This window comes from Sneathiella chinensis (assembly GCF_012720115.1).
In the GTDB taxonomy this organism is placed as follows: Bacteria; Pseudomonadota; Alphaproteobacteria; order Sneathiellales; family Sneathiellaceae; genus Sneathiella; species Sneathiella chinensis.
Window position 1 is genome coordinate 140,746 of record NZ_VNWN01000007.1, and the last position, 18,086, is coordinate 158,831.

Consider the following 18,086-nt stretch of genomic DNA (forward strand, 5'->3'; position numbering starts at 1 on the left):
GTAAAAGAGGGGCGGTTCTTCCGCCCCTTCTGATTTGGCGGGGGCCACATGGATTTGAAACTGGACGGGATTTCGCACGCCTATGATGCGACCCGGGTTCTGAACAATATCGATTTCACCATCAAGGCGGGACAGATCATCTGCATCATCGGCCCGTCCGGCTGTGGCAAGTCAACCTTGCTGCGCTTTATCGGCGGGTTGGAACGCCCGACCGAGGGACAGGTCCTGCAGATCGGTGATCCCCCAGCTGAAAGCCTTAACCCGCTGACCTATATCTTTCAGGATTTCGCCCTGCTGCCGTGGCGCACGGTACGGGGAAATATCAGTCTGGTCCTTGAGGATCATGGCATTCGCGGCACCGAGGCCGACACCATTATCAATGATGTGCTGGCCCGCACCAAGCTGTCCGATTTCGGGGCGGCCCTGCCCAAACAGCTTTCCGGCGGCATGAAACAGCGCGTTGCCATTGCCCGCGCCCTTGCGGTCAAGCCCGCCTGCCTGCTGATGGATGAGCCCCTGTCCGCCCTTGACAGCCAGACCCGCGAGTTGCTGATGGATGATCTGGTGGATTTGTGGCTGAAGGAAAAATACACAGCCTGCTACGTCACCCATAACCTGAACGAAGCCGTGCGCCTTGGCCACCGGGTTGTGGTGCTGTCGCGCCGCCCCGGACAGGTGCGCGACATTGTCGATATCGACATCCCCCTTGAAGACCGCCTGAAGCATCCTGCCCTGTTGCAGGAAAAGCAGGATTACCTCTGGAACCTGATGCGCGAGGAGGCCCGCGCCGCCGACCTGGAGTTGCTCGATGCCTGATCTGGACACACCAACAACTGTACAGACCCCGTCTGCGGCAGCCGTAAAACCGGTTCCCTATCGCGGCGGTGGCTTCGCGCCGCGCCCGTCCCGGCTTGTGGCCCCCATCTTCTTTGTCCTGCTGTTCAGCCTGTGGGAGGCTGGCTCCCGGTTTGGCTGGATCAGTCCCATTGTCCTCCCCGCCCCGTCCGAAGCCTTTCAGGCCTTCATGGATCTGGTGAATTCCGGGCAACTGGTCCTGCATCTGGAAGCCTCGCTCATGCGGTTGGCCCTTGGATGGGTCGGGGGCACGGTGCTGGGGCTGGCCGTTGGCCTTGCGGCCGGCCTGTTCACGCTGGCCCGCGGCGGGATCGTGCCGTTTGTCGCCGCCTTTTTCCCGATCCCTAAAATCGCCCTGCTGCCGGTCTTTATCATCTGGTTCGGCATTGGCGAGGAATCCAAGGTTGCCACCATCCTGTTCGGCACCTTCTTTCCGACGGTCATTGCCGTGTATGGCGGCGTCGACAATGTGGACCGGGGCCTCATTCGCATGGGGCAGTCGTTCAATCTTGGCTGGTGGTCCATTGTTCGCAAGATCATCCTGCCGGGTGCCCTGCCTGCGCTTCTGTCCGGGTTTCGGATTTCCGCCTCTATCGCCATCATCCTGCTGGTGGCCGCCGAAATGATTGGCGCGGAATACGGAATCGGGGCCTATATCCTGCTGGCCGGAAACCTGATGGCCATGGATCAACTGGTGGCCGGTGTTGCCATCCTGTCCCTGCTGGGCCTTTCCGTAAGCTGGCTGATTGGCCGGGCGGAAAAAATCTTTCTACGTTGGCGCGCATAATTTTTGCCTTGAAGACGCCGTAATTCACTCCTATGTTTTTCGGCATCTTCAAGGATGTATGTTTTCAGGACCACCCGTGACCCGACACAGCCCCACCATAAACCGCAAGATACAGATCATGGCCTTCGCCATGCTCGTTGCGTTTGTGACAAGTCTGTTCTCTGTCATTCCCACGTCCCTGTCCCATGCCAAGAACCACGAAGGCAGCCATATCATGTCTGTTCAGGGCATGGCCCCGGCCCCTTCGCCCGAGAATACCCGCCATATGCATATGGAAAAATGCGGCATGACCTCTTGCTCCGTTTCCGTTCCGGCAATGGAAAACGGCTCTGTCCTGCTGGCGGCCCGTCAGGTTCACTTTACCGACCTGAATTCTATTCCATCCGGCCTTGATCTGGCCCCTCCGGGACGCCCTCCCTCAGCATAATTTTCGCTCCCATCGTGTCTGGCCCGGTTCCTGTTTCATCAGGGCCGCACCCCGTGACGCGATTTCCTGACTATTTTTTTCTCACGTCCCATCGTGTTTGCAACACTGTGATCGAATGGCATTGATACGGCTGCGAGATGGGACAAGGATCGAAGGATCGAAACTTATGCGTAAACTTAACTTTACCCTTTCCTCCATGGCGGCCTGTCTTGTGGCGGCAACCGTCACCCTGACCTCTTTTCAGGCGCTTTCTGCAGGCAGTCATGCAGGCGGTCACGGCGGCGCCTCCGCCATTGGGGAGCCCGGCGACGCCGCAAAGGTCAGCCGGACCGTCGAAATCCGCATGTTCGACAATTACTACGAACCGGAAAATATTACGGTTTCCAAAGGCGAAACTGTTCGTTTCAAGGTCATCAATGCCGGTGAATTCGTTCATGAATTCAACATTGGGACCACCCTGTCCCACGCCGATCATCAAAAGGAAATGATGATGATGATGGAGCATGGCGTTCTTGAAGCGGACAAGATCAACCGCGACAAAATGAAAATGGATATGGGGAACGGCATGACCATGGATCATTCCGACCCTAACAGTGTTCTTCTTGAACCGGGCGAAAGCGCAGAAATCATCTGGCATTTCTCCGGCGACAAGGATCTGGAATTCGCCTGCAACGTGCCCGGTCACTATGACAGCGGCATGATGGGCGACGTCCGCATCAACTGAACGAACACGCACAGCCGGCAACGGCTGTGCCCTCTGTTTTCATTACAGGAATAACCCATGAATATGTTTACCCTGCGTGCCGCAAGGCGCGCTCTGGCCGTGGCTGCCCTGTTGGCGGTCCAGCCAGCCCTGTCCCATGCGGGGACCTACACCCTGACGGTCGACCCGGTCACCATCGATACCGGCGACTTCAAGAAAACCGGCATCGGGTATAACGGTGCCTCTCCCGGGCCGGTCCTGAAATTTCAGGAAGGCGAAGATGTCACCATCAACGTGACCAACAACCTGAAGGAGGAAACCTCGATCCACTGGCATGGATTGATCCTGCCCTTCCAGATGGACGGGGTTCCCGATATCAGCTTTCCCGGCATTGCCCCCGGCGAAACCTTTACCTATCGCTTCCCGGTGGTGCAGTCAGGGACCTACTGGTTCCACAGCCATTCCGGCTTTCAGGAACCGGACGGGGCATACGGGGCCATCGTCATCACCCCCAAAAAGCGCGAACCGTTCAAGGTGGACCGGGATTATGTGGTTCAGTTCACGGACAAGCATCCCCATTCCGGGGCTCGTATCATGCGCAACCTGAAACAGGCGCCCGATTACTACAACCGGGAACAGCAGACCGTGGGCGACTTTTTCAGCGACGCCCGCAAGAACGGCCTGTCCGCCGCCCTTGACGACCGCATGGCGTGGGGCAGCATGCGCATGATGGCAACGGATATCGAGGATGTTCAGGGCTTCACCCCCCTGATCAACGGCAAGGGACCGGACCAGAACTGGACCGCCCTGTTCAAGCCGGGCGAACGGGTCCGCCTGCGGTTTATCAACTCATCGGCCATGACCTATTTCGATGTCCGGATACCGGGCCTGAAAATGACCGTGGTTGCCGCCGATGGTAATCTGGTCCAGCCGGTGCCCGTTGATGAGTTTCGAATTGGCGTTGCCGAAACCTATGACGTGATTGTTCGCCCGCAAGAGGACAAGGCCTATACCCTGTTCGCCCAGAGCATGGGCCGCACAGCCTTTGCCCGCGGTACGCTGGCCCCGCGCCCAGGCATGACGGCCCCGGTGCCGGACATGGGCGACAGCCCCCTTCTGACCATGGCCGATATGGGCATGGATCATGGGTCAATGGCCGGTATGGATCACAGCACCATGCAGAAAGAGGACCCGGCTGAAATGCAGGGCATGAACCATGGCAAGACCATGAACCACGGGACCATGAATCATGACGACATGAAGCAGGGCACCATGAAACAGGGCGGCATGGATCACAGCAAGATGCCGTCCGGCGGCATGAACCACGGCAGCATGAACCATGGCGACATGAAGCAGGATACCCTGAAACAGGGCGGCATGGATCACGGCAAGATGCCGTCCGGCGGCATGAACCACGGCAGCATGAACCATGGGTCCATGCAGACGCAGGATCCGTTCTATGCGGCGGGCAGCGGGCTGACCCCGACCCCATCGGAAGGTCAGGGGAAATTCCTGTCCTATTCCGACCTGAAGGCCCAGCGTCCCCTGTACAAGGACCGCGAGGCCACCCGTGAAATCGAACTGCGCCTGACCGGCAACATGGAACGGTATATCTGGTCCATCAATGGCGTGAAGTATGAGGACGCCGACCCCATCCGCCTGCAATATGGGGAACGGGTGCGTTTCAAGTTCGTCAACGAAACCATGATGACCCACCCCATGCACCTGCATGGCATGTGGAGCATTCTGGATGTGGGGGCCGAGAAATGGGATCCGGTCAAGCACACCATCAGCATTGCCCCCGGCACCACCGTCTATTCGGAAACCGAGGTGGATGCCACGGGACAATGGGCGTTCCACTGCCACCTGTCCTATCACGCTGCGGCAGGCATGTTCCGCAAGATCATCGTTGAGGGCGGACCTGACAACACCGCCGACATCACCCCGTTGAAAGGAGCCATCCAATGAGGTTCGCAAGCATTTCATGCGCCGCCCTTGGCGCCCTTTTCACGGCAGCGGCGCCCCTGACCGCTCTGGCCCAAACGGAACCTCTTGTGTTTTACGGGCTTCAGATGGAACAACTGGAATACCGGGCGGGCGATGCCGGTCAGGATTTGCTGGTCTGGGACGGGGATGCCTTTGTGGGAACGGATGAGGTCCGGCTTCGCTGGGAAGGCAACGGGGAATATGACCTGAATGCCGACCTGTTTGAATCCGCCACCAACCAGCTTTCCATACAGGTTCCGGTTTCCGACTTCTGGGATGTCAAGGCTGGCATCCGGTATGACAGCCCCGATGGACCGGACCGCTGGCACGGTGCGGTGGGCATCAGCGGCCTCGCCCCCCAGTGGATCGAGGTGGACAGTTCCCTCTATGTCAGTGAAAAGGGCGACGTTTCTGCCGATCTTGATCTGGAATATGAGCTGCTGCTGACCAATTACCTGACCCTGATCCCCTCGGCGGAAATGAGCGTGGCCTTTTCCAGCGACCGGGAAAGGGGCGTCGGGTCCGGCCTGAACAGTGCCGAAGTCGGCCTTCGTCTGTCCTATGACCTGTGGGACCGGATGCTGTCCCCCTATGTGGGCGTTGCCTATGAGCGATATTTCGGCGAGACCGCCGATTTTATTCGCGAGGAAGGTGACGAAGCCGACATGTTCAGCATTGTCTTCGGGGCGCGTCTGATGTTTTAGGCCCTGTTGTGTTCTTCGTCACTACGTCTGGAGGGGGTTTGTATCTTATATGCCCCTCCAGGCATACAGCCCGTAATCAGGAAATGACATGAACAGACCAGTTGCTTATCTCGCGGCCCTTTTTGCGGCATGGCTTTCGCTTTCGACGGCCATGGCGGACGATATCGTTGTGTTCCAGTCCGCCGCCATCGAGGATGCGTATCTGACGCCAGCCGGGACCGGCGGCACCAGCACGTTGCGGATGCGGATAACAAACGAAGGTTTCGATAACATGACAGTGCTGGGGGTTGGCGGAAAATCCTTTCAGCGGTCCCGGATCATCGCCAAGCTGGGCGATCTGGAATATGCGGAACTGGATTCCATTTCCATCCCCCGCGAGGAATCCCTCGACATGACCAGCATGCACCTGTTCGTCCAACTTAATAATATGGATAAACCGGTTAAAACGGGAGACGTGGTAAACCTGACCCTTGTGCTGCCCTATGGCGAACTTCCGTTTCAGGCCCATGTCCGGGCGAACTGATCCCTGCCCTTCGACATCCCATCCTTCAAATTCCCGTCATTTCAAAGAAAAGATTTGATCCCGCCAAAAGCCGCAATAGCTCTATATTAATTGTTTCGCATCTTACCCGGTAAACCAGAGTGCCATGAGAAACCGAAAGACAAGGAGCTGTTGCCATGCAAAGGGTCTCAAATAAACAAGCGTCTCTCGCCCTGATCGCCGTTCTTACCCTGGGATTGGGGGCTTGCGCCTCCCAGGGGGAAATGGATCAGGGGTCCTCTTCTTCCAGTGCGACCATGATGGCCACCGAGGATGCCAAGGCCATGGCCAATGAAGCCCTTGCCGCCGCACGGGCCGCACAGGCTGATGCCAGCCGTGCGCTGAGCGAGGCACAAGCTGCCCGTGAAGCCGCCGAGGCGGCCAATCGCAAGGCGGATATGACCTTCAAGAAATCCATGCAGAAGTAACATCCCCCACACCGTCCTGCTTCAGGACGTGCCCCCGGCGCCGCTCTTTGCGACAGGGGGCGTTATGGGGATGGGGATACCGCGCCGGGCCGCCAGAATGCTGTTCACAAGGGGCCAGTCCACCTGTTGCAGCCACGGACCGGCGGCGGCCTCAACCATGGGAAATACAGTGCTGACAGGGACAGGCTGCATGGCCTCGCCCCATTCCACCTGATCGGCCTGCGCCTGCGATGGATGGGCCTCCAGATAAAGCTGCCCGTCATGCCAGCCCACCAGAACGGGGCTGTCAAGAATGGTGACAGATGTGCCGATGGTGACCTTGTCAAACAGATACTCGATATCCGCCGGGTAAAGGCGCAGGCATCCATGACTGACCCGCCGTCCAACTCCTAACGGGTTGTTGGTGCCGTGCAAAAGATAGGACGCCCATCCCAGATCAAGGGCGAACCGGCCCAGCGGGTTGTTCGGCCCCGGCCCAATTGCCGCGGGCAGGTCCGGCTGTTCCTTGCGAATGGATGCAGGGGGCCGCCAGACCGGGTCCTTGCGCTTTCGGATGACGCGGGTCTGTCCGGGCGGGGTTTCCCAGCCCTGCCGCCCCACCCCCACTGGAAAGGTTTTCACCGTCTTACCATCCCTTGAAAACAGGAACAGGCGCTGCTGTGCCAGATTGATGACGATGCCTTCCCGGCGGCCCGGCGGCAACAAATGGGCGCCCGGCAGGACAATCCGGGTGCCAACCGCAGGCATCCACGGATCAACCCCGGGATTGCCGGCCACCAGTTCCGTATATCCAAGGGAAAACCGTTGCGGCAGGCCGATCAGGGTCTCGCCGTCCGCAATCCGGTGTTCGGCCATTTCCCCCACCAGATCCGATGTGACGGTAAATTCCGCGGCCTGCGCCGGTACCACGGACACAAGCAACAGGGCCAAGGCCGGGGCGGCGGTGATACGAGACAGGGCTGACAGCGCCGCTCTCATGTCTTCAGGCTTCCAACCAGTTTTTGAAGGTCTTCCGTCTCAAGGGTTTCCTGCCTCAAAAGCTGGGTCGCCCCCGCTTCAAGAACGGTGCGGTTTTCCTTCAGCAAGGCCACGGTCCGCGCAAAAAGATCGCCGATAATGGACTTAACCGCCTGATCGATCCGCTCCGCCGTTGCCTCGCTATAGCGCCGTTCCAGATAGGCCGGGGCCTCCTGCCCCAGAAAGCGGGACTTTTCCGTATCGTAGCTGACCGCCCCCAGATCATCATTCATGCCGTATCGGGTGACCATGCTGCGCGCAATATCCGTCGCCTTGGCCAGATCATCCGCCGCCCCCGTCGAAAGCTGGTTGAACACCAGATATTCTGCGGCCCGTCCACCCAGAAGAACGCAAATCTTGTTCTCCAGCTCCGTCCGGGTCATCAGGTATCTGTCCTCTGTCGGTCGCTGGATCGTATATCCAAGCGCCCCCACCCCGCGCGGGATGATGGACACCTTATGCACCTCATCCGCGCCGGGCAACATCATGGATGTCAGGGCGTGCCCCATTTCGTGATGGGCGACAATTTCCCGCTCGCGCACATTCAGCAGACGGTTTTTCTTCTCCAACCCGGCAACGATCCGCTCAATGGCCCGTGTATAATCGTCCAGCGTCACATTCTCTGACCGGCGGCGGGTGGCCAGCAGCGCCGCCTCGTTCACCAGATTGGCAAGGTCGGCGCCGGTAAAGCCGGTGGTCAGCCCAGCGATTTCCTCCGGGTCCACCGAACTGTCATTGATCACCTTGCGCATATGGACCTTCAAAATCTGCACCCGGCCCGCCCGGTCCGGCCGATCCACCAGAATTTGCCGGTCAAACCGCCCCGCCCGAAGGAGCGCGGGATCAAGGATTTCCGGACGGTTGGTGGCGGCCAGCAGGACCAGCCCCGAACTGGGGTCAAAGCCATCCAGTTCGCTCAACAACTGGTTCAGGGTATTTTCCCGCTCGTCATGGCCGCCGGTGATGGGGCCTGCGCCCCGTGCCCGGCCCACCGCATCCAGTTCATCCACAAAGATAATGGCCGGGGCCTTCTTTCGGGCCTGTTCGAACAGGTCGCGAACCCGCGCCGCGCCAACACCGACAAACATCTCGACGAATTCGGACCCGGATATGGAATAGAACGGCACCCCGGCTTCGCCCGCGACAGCACGGGCCAGCAGGGTTTTCCCCGTGCCCGGCGGCCCGACCAGCAAGACCCCCTTCGGAATATGCGCCCCCAGCTTGCCGTAATCCTCCGGCGATTTCAGGAAATCGATAATCTCCTGCAACTCCTCTTTCGCCTCGTCCACGCCGGCCACATCGTCAAACCCGACCCTTGTATCCTTTTCCACGTAAACCTTGGCGTTACTTTTCCCCACCTGCATCAGCCCCCCGGCACCGGACTGGGAAATGACCTTGCGGAAAAAAAACATCCAGAGGGCAAAGAAAAACAGCACCGGAATGATCCAGGACAGCAGGGTCGCAAGCCACGTGCTTTCCGCAACGCCGCTATAGGACACGCCGTTTTTGTCCAGATAGGCGGCGATATCGGGATCGACCCGGCGGGTATAGAACCTCTCCTTGCCGTCCTGCGGCTGGGCGAACCGACCGCGAATTTCTTGATTACTGACCTGCAGATCGGTCAGGTCTCCCCGCTCCAGATGATCCTTGAACTGGCTATAGCTCAATTGCTCGGTGGTCTGGGTACTGGCCCAGAAATTCTGGATGGCGAGGATCAGGAATAATGCCGCAACAAAATACCAGAAATTTCCCTGTGTTTTTCGATCAAGCATCTTGGTGATCCTTTTTCGGACAGACTTCCCCGCAACCGCTCCCCGCACGAGGCCTTAATTCACTAAAACATTATACAGGAAAATTGTGAACAGGTTTCCCCTTCTCCTCTGGCCTGTTTTAGAAAAATGTGAGGATTATACCGATTTAAGGTCTGTTTTTGTGTTTCCGGGATCGCTAAACTGCCCGCAAGAAATAAAACAAATTCCGGGGAACAATCCTGAATGGCGTATCGTAACTGGTCTTTCTTCAGCGTCCTTCTGACAGTTTTCCTGCTGTCCGCTGCACCGGTAAAAGCCCTGACCGAAACGGTTCCCGTGAATATCCTGTTTTCCAATATTCCCCCGCTGGTCATTGACGAGCCGAACAGCCCCGCCGGTCTTTTGTGGGATATTGGCGGCGAGTTGGCGACCCGATTGGGGCGGGCCAGCGGGCCTCAAACACCTGTCGTGCGGCGGCACCTCCTGCCGTGGAGCCGTGCCTATCAGCAGCTTCTGAACACCCCTGAAACCATCATGCTGCAAATGGCCCGCAGCGAGGATCGGGAAACCCTGTTCCACTGGATCACGCCAGTGACAGAAATCTCCCTCACCTTTATCTCCATCGCTCCGCCAGCCATCGATACCGTGCAGCAGGCCCGCCAACAAGGCAGCATCGGAGTTTACCGCGACAGTATGCTGGAACATGTGCTGCAGGAAAACGGCTTTGATCACAGCCTGATCCGCACCAACAACAGTGAAACCGGCGCCCGTATGCTGACCGCCGGGCGACTTGATACGTGGTTCGCCCTGCAGCAGGAAGCCGACTGGCTGCACAAGAAAGGTATTCTTCCCGCGTCCCCCGTCATTGGAAAACCGATCCGCGAAACCGAACTTTGGGCCGTCGCCTCACAAGCAACGCCTCTTTGGCTCAGGGAGCAGATTTCCGGCGCACTGGAAGCCATCCGGAAGGACGGTACCCTGCAACGCCTGAAGGATAAATACGGGCAACAGTGATTCTGCCCCCGACCGGGCAAAACCGACCAGACAACAGAAACAGAAACGACAACAGACGGAAAAAGCCACCATGACAACAAACCATACCGGATCATGCCTCTGCGGCGCGGTCAGTTTTGAAATTCACGGCCCGTTCGAACATTTCTTCCTGTGTCACTGCCACCATTGCCAGAAAGACACCGGTTCCGCCCACGCCGCCAACCTGTTTTCCAGCACCGCCGAACTGGTCTGGCGTTCCGGTCAGGACAAGGTTTCCAGTTTCACCCTTCCCGGCACCCGCCATGGGAAAAGTTTCTGTTCCTGCTGCGGATCGGCCCTGCCATCCCTGCAAATGAACGGCACCCTTCTGGTTGTGCCCGCCGGCAGTCTGGACACCCCGCCCGGCCTCCGCCCGAACGCCCACCTGTTCATGAACAGCAAGGCCGATTGGGACCACGCCCTTGAAAACCTGCCCAAACTGCCGACCCTGCCGGAATAGTTTCCAACCCCCAAACACAAAAAAGGCCCCGCAGAGCGGAGCCTTTCTTTTCGGTTTTTATCAACGGGGCACTGGCGCAAATGCGGCCGCCCCGGTCCCGTCCTAGAACGGGATGTCGTCGTCGAAATCGCCGCCGGACGGGCCGCCACCAAAGCCACCGCCCTGGTTACCGCCGCCAAAACCGCCGCCTTGTGACTGACCGCCCCCAAAGCCGCCGCCCTGGTTGCCACCGCCAAAGCCACCGCCTTGACCGCCACCCTGGCCGCCGCCCTGACCACCGGCTGCATCCAGCATGGTCAGGTTGGAGTTGAAGCCCTGCAGAACGATTTCCGTTGAATATTTGGTAATGCCGTCCTGTTCATACTGGCGGGTCTGAAGCTGGCCTTCGATATAGACCTTGGACCCCTTGCGCAGATAGTTTTCAGCAACCTTGCACAGCCCTTCGTTGAAAATCACAACCCGGTGCCATTCGGTCCGCTCGCGACGTTCGCCGGAGTCCCGATCGCGCCAGCTTTCCGACGTAGCGATCCGCAAATTACACACCGGTTTCCCGTTCTGCATGTGCCGGACCTCCGGGTCTGCCCCAAGGTTACCGACCAGAATGACTTTGTTGACGCTACCTGCCATAGTTTCGTGCTCTCGATTCGATGAATAACTTGAATTTTGGATGCCAACCTTACCTTGTCGGCGCCGCCCTGACTAGAGCAAATCGGCAAGTTTGACAATAAGAACAAAAACGGTACAAAAATCATCTTTTTTTGTTCGCAAGACTGGAAATTTGCGTTCCGGGCCGTTAAGTTCCGCTCCACGGACGTCTTCAGAACCGGGCAGGAAACTCATGTTGAAAGAAATCAAGATCCGCGGCGCACGCGAGCATAATCTGCAAAATGTGGATGTGGACATTCCCCGCGACAAGCTGGTTGTCATTACAGGGCTGTCCGGCTCTGGCAAATCGTCTCTGGCGTTCGACACCATCTATGCCGAGGGGCAGCGCCGCTATGTGGAAAGCCTGTCCGCCTATGCCCGGCAATTTCTGGAAATGATGCAGAAACCGGATGTGGACCATATTGATGGCCTCAGCCCCGCCATTTCCATCGAACAGAAGACCACCTCCAAGAACCCTCGCTCCACGGTTGGTACCGTGACCGAGATTTACGACTATCTGCGGCTTCTCTATGCGCGGATCGGCGTTCCCTATTCCCCGGCGACGGGCCTGCCCATTGAAAGCCAGACGGTCAGCCAGATGGTTGATCAGGTCATGGCCATGGGCGAGGACAAGCGCCTCTATCTGCTGGCCCCCATTGTCCGGGGCCGCAAGGGCGAGTATCGCAAGGAATTCCTCGACCTTCGCAAGCGCGGTTTTCAGCGGGTCAAGGTCGATGGCGAGATTTACGAGATCGAGGATGTGCCCGCCCTCGACAAGAAACTGAAGCACCATATCGATGTGGTGGTGGACCGAGTTGTTGTCACCGACGATATCCAGAGCCGCCTTGCCGACAGCATCGAAACGGCCCTTGAACTGGCCGACGGGCTGTTTGTGGTCGAGGACGCGGATACCAAGGACCGCAAGATTTTCTCGGCCAAGTTCGCCTGCCCTGTTTCCGGCTTCACCATCGAGGAAATCGAGCCTCGCATTTTCTCGTTCAACAACCCGTATGGCGCCTGTACGTCCTGCGGCGGCCTTGGTACGGAAATGTTCTTTGACCCGGAACTGGTGGTGCCCGATGTGACCCTGTCGCTCCGGGATGGAGCCATTGCGCCCTGGTCCCGTTCCGCCACACCGGCCCCCTATTACATGCAGACCCTTGAGGCACTGGGCCGTCATTATGGCTTTGACACCACCGCCCCGTGGGAGGAAATCCCCGAAGAAGACCGCAAAAAAGTGCTGTTCGGAACCGGCGACGAGAAAATCCAGATCACCTTTGACGACGGGCTGCGGACCTACAAGACCAACAAGCCGTTTGAAGGGATCATTCCTAACCTGCAACGCCGCTGGCGCGAAACCGACAGCAGCTGGGTGCGCGAGGATCTGGAAAAATATCAGGACAAGACCGCCTGTAGCACCTGTAGCGGCCACCGCCTGAAACAGGAAGCACTGGCCATCAAGATCAATGGCCTGAATATCGGTGAAGTGGTCGAGAAATCCATTCTCGACAGCCGCAAGTGGTTCCTTGAACTTCGCGATATCCTGACCGAGAAGGAAAACTCCATCGCCGAACGGGTCCTGAAGGAAATCAACGAGCGGCTTGGCTTTCTGGTGGATGTGGGGCTGGAATACCTGACCCTGTCCCGCGGCTCTGGCACCCTGTCCGGCGGCGAAAGCCAGCGTATCCGCCTTGCCTCCCAGATCGGGTCCGGCCTGACCGGCGTGTTGTATGTGCTGGATGAACCGTCCATCGGCCTGCACCAGCGGGACAACTCCCGTCTTCTGAAGACACTGGTCAACCTGCGGGATCAGGGCAACTCGGTCATTGTTGTTGAGCATGACGAGGAAGCCATCCTGACCGCGGATCATGTGATCGACATGGGCCCCCGCGCCGGCAGCCACGGCGGCCGCCTGATTGCGCAAGGCACCCCGGACGACATCATGAACAACAAGGACAGCATCACCGGCAAATACCTGACCGGCGAGATGGAAGTCCCCCTGCCCGCCGTCCGTCGCAAGGCCCTGTCATCGCGCCAGCTTAAAATTGTCGGGGCACGGCACAACAACCTGAAACGGGTCAATGTGAACATTCCGCTGGGCACCTTTACCTGTGTGACCGGTGTTTCCGGCGGTGGTAAATCCTCGCTGATTATCGAGACCCTGTACAAGGCCATTGCCAAGAAGCTGAACAACAACCGCAATCATCCCGGTCCCCACGACCGGATTGAAGGCATTGAATGGCTGGACAAGATTGTCGATATCGATCAAAGCCCGATCGGACGGACCCCCCGGTCCAACCCGGCAACCTATACCGGCGCCTTTACGCCCATCCGGGACTGGTTCGCAGGACTGCCCGAAGCCAAGGCCCGCGGATACAAGTCCGGCCGCTTCTCGTTCAACGTCAAGGGCGGGCGCTGCGAGGCCTGTAAGGGCGACGGCGTCATCAAGATCGAGATGCACTTCCTGCCCGATGTCTATGTTCAATGCGATGTCTGCAAGGGCAAGAGATACAACCGCGAAACGCTGGAAATCACCTTTAAAGACAAGAGCATATCCGACGTTCTTGACATGACAGTTGATGAAGCCGTTGAGTTTTTCAAAGCCGTTCCCGCCGTGCGCGAGAAGTTCGAAACCCTGCAACAGGTGGGGCTTGGCTATATCCATGTGGGACAGCAGGCCACCACCCTGTCCGGCGGCGAGGCACAGCGTGTCAAGCTGGCCAAGGAACTGTCACGCCGGGCCACCGGACGGACCCTTTATATTCTGGACGAGCCGACCACCGGCCTGCATTTCGAGGATGTGCGCAAGCTGATGGAAGTGCTTCAGGCACTGGTCAATGCCGGGAACAGTGTGCTGGTCATTGAGCATAACCTTGAGGTTATCAAAACCGCCGACTGGCTGATCGATATGGGACCGGACGGCGGCGATGCCGGCGGCTATCTGGTGGCGGAAGGAACGCCGGAACAGGTGGCCGAGGTCGAAGCCAGCCATACGGGCCGGTACCTGAAGGAAATCCTGTCCAAGCGCCCCCCGGTGAAGAACGAGGAACCGTCCCCGGACAAACCATCGCCGAAAAAGTCCAAAAAGACGAAAGCGGCCTGACCCTGACAGGCCCGGCCCCTGCAACATCTGCCCGCCGGCCGGCCCGTCCCTTGAGATAAAGAGTAGCAAATGAGCGAAAACATCAAACCTGTTCACGTTGTTGGTGGTGGACTTGCCGGATCGGAAGCCACATGGCAACTGGTCAGCAAGGGCATTCCCGTCGTCCTGCATGAAATGCGGCCGGTCCGCGGTACGGACGCCCACCTGACCGATGGTCTGGCGGAACTGGTCTGCTCCAACTCCTTCCGCTCTGACGATGCGGATAACAACGCGGTTGGCCTGCTGCACAAGGAAATGCGTGAGCTTGGCTCCCTCATCATGGAAAGCGCCGATGCCAACAAGGTACCGGCGGGCGGTGCCCTTGCCGTGGACCGGAACGAGTTTTCCGCCTATGTGCAGGACAAGCTGGAAAACCACCCGCTTGTGACCGTCAGCCGCGAGGAAGTGACCGGCCTGCCGCCAGCGGAATGGGGCAATACCCTGATCGCCACAGGCCCCCTCACCTCGCCGGAACTGGCCGCCGCCGTGCATGAGGCCACCGGCGCCGATGCCCTATCCTTCTTTGATGCCATCGCCCCGATTGTCTACAAGGACAGCATCAATTTCGACATTGCCTGGTTCCAGTCCCGTTATGACAAGGGGGAAGGCTCCGACTATATCAACTGCCCCCTGACAGAAGAGCAATATTACACCCTGATCCGGGAATTGAACGAAGGCGGCAAGACCGAGTTTAAGGAATGGGAAAAAGACACCCCCTATTTTGACGGCTGCCTGCCGATCGAGGTCATGGCGGAACGCGGGCCTGAAACCCTGCGCTATGGCCCCATGAAGCCGGTCGGCCTGACCAACCCCCGTGATCCGGAGGTCAAGCCCTATGCCATTGTCCAGCTGCGTCAGGACAACAAGCTCGGGACCCTCTATAATATCGTCGGTTTCCAGACCAAGCTGAAATACGCTGAACAGACCCGCATCTTCAAGACCATCCCCGGTCTGGAAAATGCCGAATTTGCACGTCTGGGTGGTCTGCACCGCAACACCTTCATCAACAGCCCCGTGGTTCTGGATGACCAGTTCCGCCTGAAATCCGTGCCGCGTCTGCGCTTTGCCGGTCAGGTCACCGGTGTTGAGGGATATGTGGAAAGCACGGCCATCGGGCTGCTGGCGGGCCGCTTCATGGCGGCTGAAAGGCTGGAAAAAGCCTTTACCCCGCCGCCCGTGACAACCGCCCTTGGTGCCCTGATGGGCCATATCACTGGCGGCGCCGATGCGGAAACCTTCCAGCCCATGAACGTCAATTTCGGGCTGTTCCCGCCGCTGGAACAACGGGTCAAGAAAAAGGAACGCAAACAGGCCTATACCCAGCGGGCCTTTGCCGCCTTTGATGCGTGGAAGGCCGATCTTTCCTTCTGATGCCCGTCAAAAAAGCAGGGGGCGAGCGGCTTTGTCGTATCGCCCCCGTTTTTTTTGAACAGAATTAAAAAAGTTGGTAACGATTTTTATACCAAAAACGGATACCGTTGTAAGAAGACGATCAAAAGTTGAGGCCACGCGCCCCTTTCAGGGGTATGGGGGACGCGGCCAAGTACTGTTTAACAATACCTGTGGCGCAAGCCAGAGCGAGTGACATGAGCGAGAAAAACGGTTCAGGTTCCGAAATGGATCCAAGTACACATTTTGTGTTCAACCACAAGATTTTCAGTGTTGAGGGTGCCCATTTCAAACTGACACATGATAACCGGGAGCCTGCCCTGTATGTGACGATCGGCGATATCACGGGCGCGGTTCCTGTCCGGTCCCTCTGCCATGAATTCGGTATTCCCGACGACAGTCAGGATGCGCAACTCTTGCGGATCATCAGTGGTGCCCTGAAATTCGTCAAGGAGATCCGCCCGAACGATTCAATTCCCACGGAAATTCTGGACGGCTCCGCCTCTTGGCATATTGAGGAAATTCACAGAAACGTGGCCCGCGGCCGCATTACCATGCAGCTTGTCTCGTGGCTGAGTGGCAGCGAGGAAATCATCACCAACTCCAGCGAGTTGGAGAATATCGCCAACAACCCGGACACCCGCGGCAAGGTTCAGAACGCCTTCCAGGAAATCGCCGAAAAGCTGGGCATCTCCAAGGAAGAGGTGATCGAGAAAGTGGATGATGTGATCCGCGAACTGGCCTATATCGAGGCCCTGCGGGACCATTATTCCCAGATCAAGAAAATCAAGAGCACCATCGACCGCCTGAACGTGGTGTACCGGCGCGACCGGGGCATGATGGAAGACCTGATCCGGATCACGGCCCTGCTGGAGCCGGTGGTCGAGTCCTTTGACAACATGTTCGAGGAACTGGATGCCCAGACCTGCGAGGTCCTGACCATCCTGAAAAACTTCGAGCCTACCATCGAACTGGTCCGCAACACCCGGGACGAGTTGCACCAGCGGTTCATGATCTGGGACGACATGATCAAGGGCTGGAAGAACCTCATTGCCGAGGAAAACCCGCTTGTTGAAAAACAGTTGAAAGCCACCTATCGCTTTCTGGCCCAGAACTACATGCAGGGACAGGTCTGGCGGTTGGGTCATCACTGATCCGCAACCACACCGCCCATCCCCCCCCAAAAAAAAGGGAGGCATCCGTACAAGCGATGCCTCCCCTTCTTCTTCAGATACGTCAGATCCCGGGAGTTGTTATCCCAATAACTGCTGCAGGGTCAGGGTCAGTACCTTTCGCTGCGCCCCCACATTCAGCTTGTGGTGAAGCGGATTATATCCCGCTGCTTTCAGCCGTTTCAGATACAGGCCGCTCAGGCCATTGATCGCGACTGCGGGCGCGGCCTCTTTGGACAGGCTCCGGCGCTCTTTTCGAACCCTCCGATAATCCTCGTCCGCCAGCGCAGCAAGATCGCGAACCACCGCCTGCAGGTTGGGGCCGTATTCCGGCTGCAACAGGGTATAGCGGCTCATGCCTGTTTCTTGCAGGCGCTCGGTCGGTAACAGAACAAGATCGTGACGGGCATGGAACGGAATGGCCCGTATAATACCCAGCAACGCAAAGGCCCGCCCGGCCAGACTGGCGGCCTCCACCACGGATGAAGCCGGACTGGTACCCGCAACCACCTGCAGGATCAGCCGCTGCACCGCGCCGCCCGTCCCATCCGCATAGGCCAGAAGTTCGGCATCGTTCAGGATCGGGCTTGGGTCCAGATCGCGGGCGCGCACATCAACCATGTCCAGCATCAGGTCATAATCAAGGGGCTGCTGGCGCGCTGTATGATCAAGGGCCTCGGCCACCGGATGGGCCTTGTGTTCGCCCTTCTTCAGGCCCTGCAGGGTGTCCCGCCACCATTGCAGACGGATATCCCCCAATAACGGTTCGGACACGGTTTCGCGAATGCGGGCGATTTCCGCATTAAAGGCAAGAACGGCGTGAATGGCGTCCCGCTTTTCCGGCGGCGAGAACAGGGAAACCAGCCAGCGGTCATAATCATACCGCCGAACCTCTGCCGCGCTCGTAGATAGATTGGTGGTGTCCATCACACTTCTTTCCGCCTGTTGACCCCGATACAGAATTGTTGTCGTCTTGTAACAGACTTCCCGCTAGAATAATTAAAAATTTAATGTCCGCAGGCGAAGTTTTACGTTATAAACCGTCTT

General features: G+C 58.2%; 17 protein-coding genes. 13 read left to right on the forward strand and 4 right to left on the reverse strand.

Annotated elements, in window-relative coordinates:
• Positions 1–48: 48 nt before the first annotated feature.
• The 8 genes from FQB27_RS13125 (at position 49) to FQB27_RS13160 (ending at position 6,431) form a co-directional block, all read left to right on the forward strand.
• Positions 49–816: an ABC transporter ATP-binding protein gene (locus tag FQB27_RS13125; RefSeq protein WP_169561515.1), complete on the forward strand. Its 768-nt coding sequence runs from the start codon at positions 49–51 to the stop codon at positions 814–816.
• Positions 809–1,642, forward strand: coding sequence for an ABC transporter permease (locus FQB27_RS13130; protein ID WP_169561516.1), 834 nt, complete (start codon positions 809–811; stop codon positions 1,640–1,642). Before FQB27_RS13125 ends, FQB27_RS13130 begins: the two co-directional genes overlap by 8 nt.
• A 76-nt stretch (positions 1,643–1,718) precedes the next feature.
• Complete coding sequence (locus FQB27_RS13135) at positions 1,719–2,069, forward strand: hypothetical protein (protein WP_169561517.1); 351 nt, start codon at positions 1,719–1,721, stop codon at positions 2,067–2,069.
• Positions 2,070–2,235: 166 nt separating this feature from the next.
• A complete protein-coding gene (locus tag FQB27_RS13140) occupies positions 2,236–2,793 on the forward strand; it encodes a cupredoxin domain-containing protein (RefSeq protein ID WP_206374658.1) in 558 nt (185 codons plus the stop codon).
• Positions 2,794–2,856: 63 nt separating this feature from the next.
• Positions 2,857–4,740, forward strand: a complete 1,884-nt coding sequence (locus tag FQB27_RS13145; protein WP_169561842.1) for a copper resistance system multicopper oxidase — start codon at positions 2,857–2,859, stop codon at positions 4,738–4,740.
• A complete protein-coding gene (locus FQB27_RS13150) occupies positions 4,737–5,462 on the forward strand; it encodes a copper resistance protein B (RefSeq protein WP_169561518.1) in 726 nt (241 codons plus the stop codon). The genes FQB27_RS13145 and FQB27_RS13150 overlap by 4 nt, the downstream gene beginning before the upstream one ends.
• A gap of 88 nt (positions 5,463–5,550) precedes the next feature.
• Complete coding sequence (locus tag FQB27_RS13155) at positions 5,551–5,985, forward strand: copper chaperone PCu(A)C (protein ID WP_169561519.1); 435 nt, start codon at positions 5,551–5,553, stop codon at positions 5,983–5,985.
• Positions 5,986–6,140: 155 nt separating this feature from the next.
• Positions 6,141–6,431, forward strand: a complete 291-nt coding sequence (locus tag FQB27_RS13160) for an Lpp/OprI family alanine-zipper lipoprotein (RefSeq protein ID WP_169561520.1) — start codon at positions 6,141–6,143, stop codon at positions 6,429–6,431.
• Positions 6,432–6,452: 21 nt separating this feature from the next.
• Here FQB27_RS13160 and FQB27_RS13165 read toward each other — a convergent pair whose 3' ends face one another.
• Together FQB27_RS13165 and ftsH are read right to left on the reverse strand one after the other, a co-directional pair.
• On the reverse strand, positions 6,453–7,409 hold the full coding sequence (locus tag FQB27_RS13165) for a L,D-transpeptidase family protein (protein WP_169561521.1): 957 nt from the start codon (positions 7,407–7,409) through the stop codon (positions 6,453–6,455).
• Positions 7,406–9,220, reverse strand: coding sequence for an ATP-dependent zinc metalloprotease FtsH (gene ftsH / locus FQB27_RS13170; RefSeq protein WP_169561522.1), 1,815 nt, complete (start codon positions 9,218–9,220; stop codon positions 7,406–7,408). The genes FQB27_RS13165 and ftsH overlap by 4 nt, the downstream gene beginning before the upstream one ends.
• A 222-nt stretch (positions 9,221–9,442) precedes the next feature.
• On the opposite strand from ftsH, the gene FQB27_RS13175 reads away from it, so the two are divergent.
• Both FQB27_RS13175 and FQB27_RS13180 read left to right on the forward strand, forming a co-directional pair.
• The gene (locus FQB27_RS13175) at positions 9,443–10,213 is read left to right on the forward strand and encodes a substrate-binding periplasmic protein (RefSeq protein ID WP_169561523.1); all 771 of its coding nucleotides are present in this window, start codon (positions 9,443–9,445) and stop codon (positions 10,211–10,213) included.
• Positions 10,214–10,283: 70 nt separating this feature from the next.
• Positions 10,284–10,691 carry a GFA family protein gene (locus FQB27_RS13180; RefSeq protein ID WP_169561524.1) on the forward strand — a complete coding sequence of 136 codons (408 nt, stop codon included), beginning with the start codon at positions 10,284–10,286 and terminating at the stop codon, positions 10,689–10,691.
• Positions 10,692–10,793: 102 nt separating this feature from the next.
• Here the strand turns inward: FQB27_RS13180 and ssb are convergent, their stop codons facing one another.
• On the reverse strand, positions 10,794–11,318 hold the full coding sequence (gene ssb / locus FQB27_RS13185) for a single-stranded DNA-binding protein (protein ID WP_169561525.1): 525 nt from the start codon (positions 11,316–11,318) through the stop codon (positions 10,794–10,796).
• 211 nt (positions 11,319–11,529) lie between these two features.
• On the opposite strand from ssb, the gene uvrA reads away from it, so the two are divergent.
• The 3 genes from uvrA to FQB27_RS13200 all read left to right on the forward strand — a co-directional run bounded on the left by uvrA (position 11,530) and on the right by FQB27_RS13200 (position 17,021).
• Positions 11,530–14,439: an excinuclease ABC subunit UvrA gene (gene uvrA, locus FQB27_RS13190; protein WP_169561526.1), complete on the forward strand. Its 2,910-nt coding sequence runs from the start codon at positions 11,530–11,532 to the stop codon at positions 14,437–14,439.
• A 69-nt stretch (positions 14,440–14,508) separates the two neighbouring features.
• The gene (trmFO, locus tag FQB27_RS13195) at positions 14,509–15,849 is read left to right on the forward strand and encodes a methylenetetrahydrofolate--tRNA-(uracil(54)-C(5))-methyltransferase (FADH(2)-oxidizing) TrmFO (protein WP_169561527.1); all 1,341 of its coding nucleotides are present in this window, start codon (positions 14,509–14,511) and stop codon (positions 15,847–15,849) included.
• 245 nt (positions 15,850–16,094) lie between these two features.
• A complete protein-coding gene (locus FQB27_RS13200) occupies positions 16,095–17,021 on the forward strand; it encodes a hypothetical protein (protein ID WP_169561528.1) in 927 nt (308 codons plus the stop codon).
• 99 nt (positions 17,022–17,120) lie between these two features.
• Here FQB27_RS13200 and FQB27_RS13205 read toward each other — a convergent pair whose 3' ends face one another.
• Positions 17,121–17,966, reverse strand: a complete 846-nt coding sequence (locus FQB27_RS13205) for a phytoene/squalene synthase family protein (RefSeq protein WP_169561529.1) — start codon at positions 17,964–17,966, stop codon at positions 17,121–17,123.
• Positions 17,967–18,086: the final 120 nt, after the last annotated feature.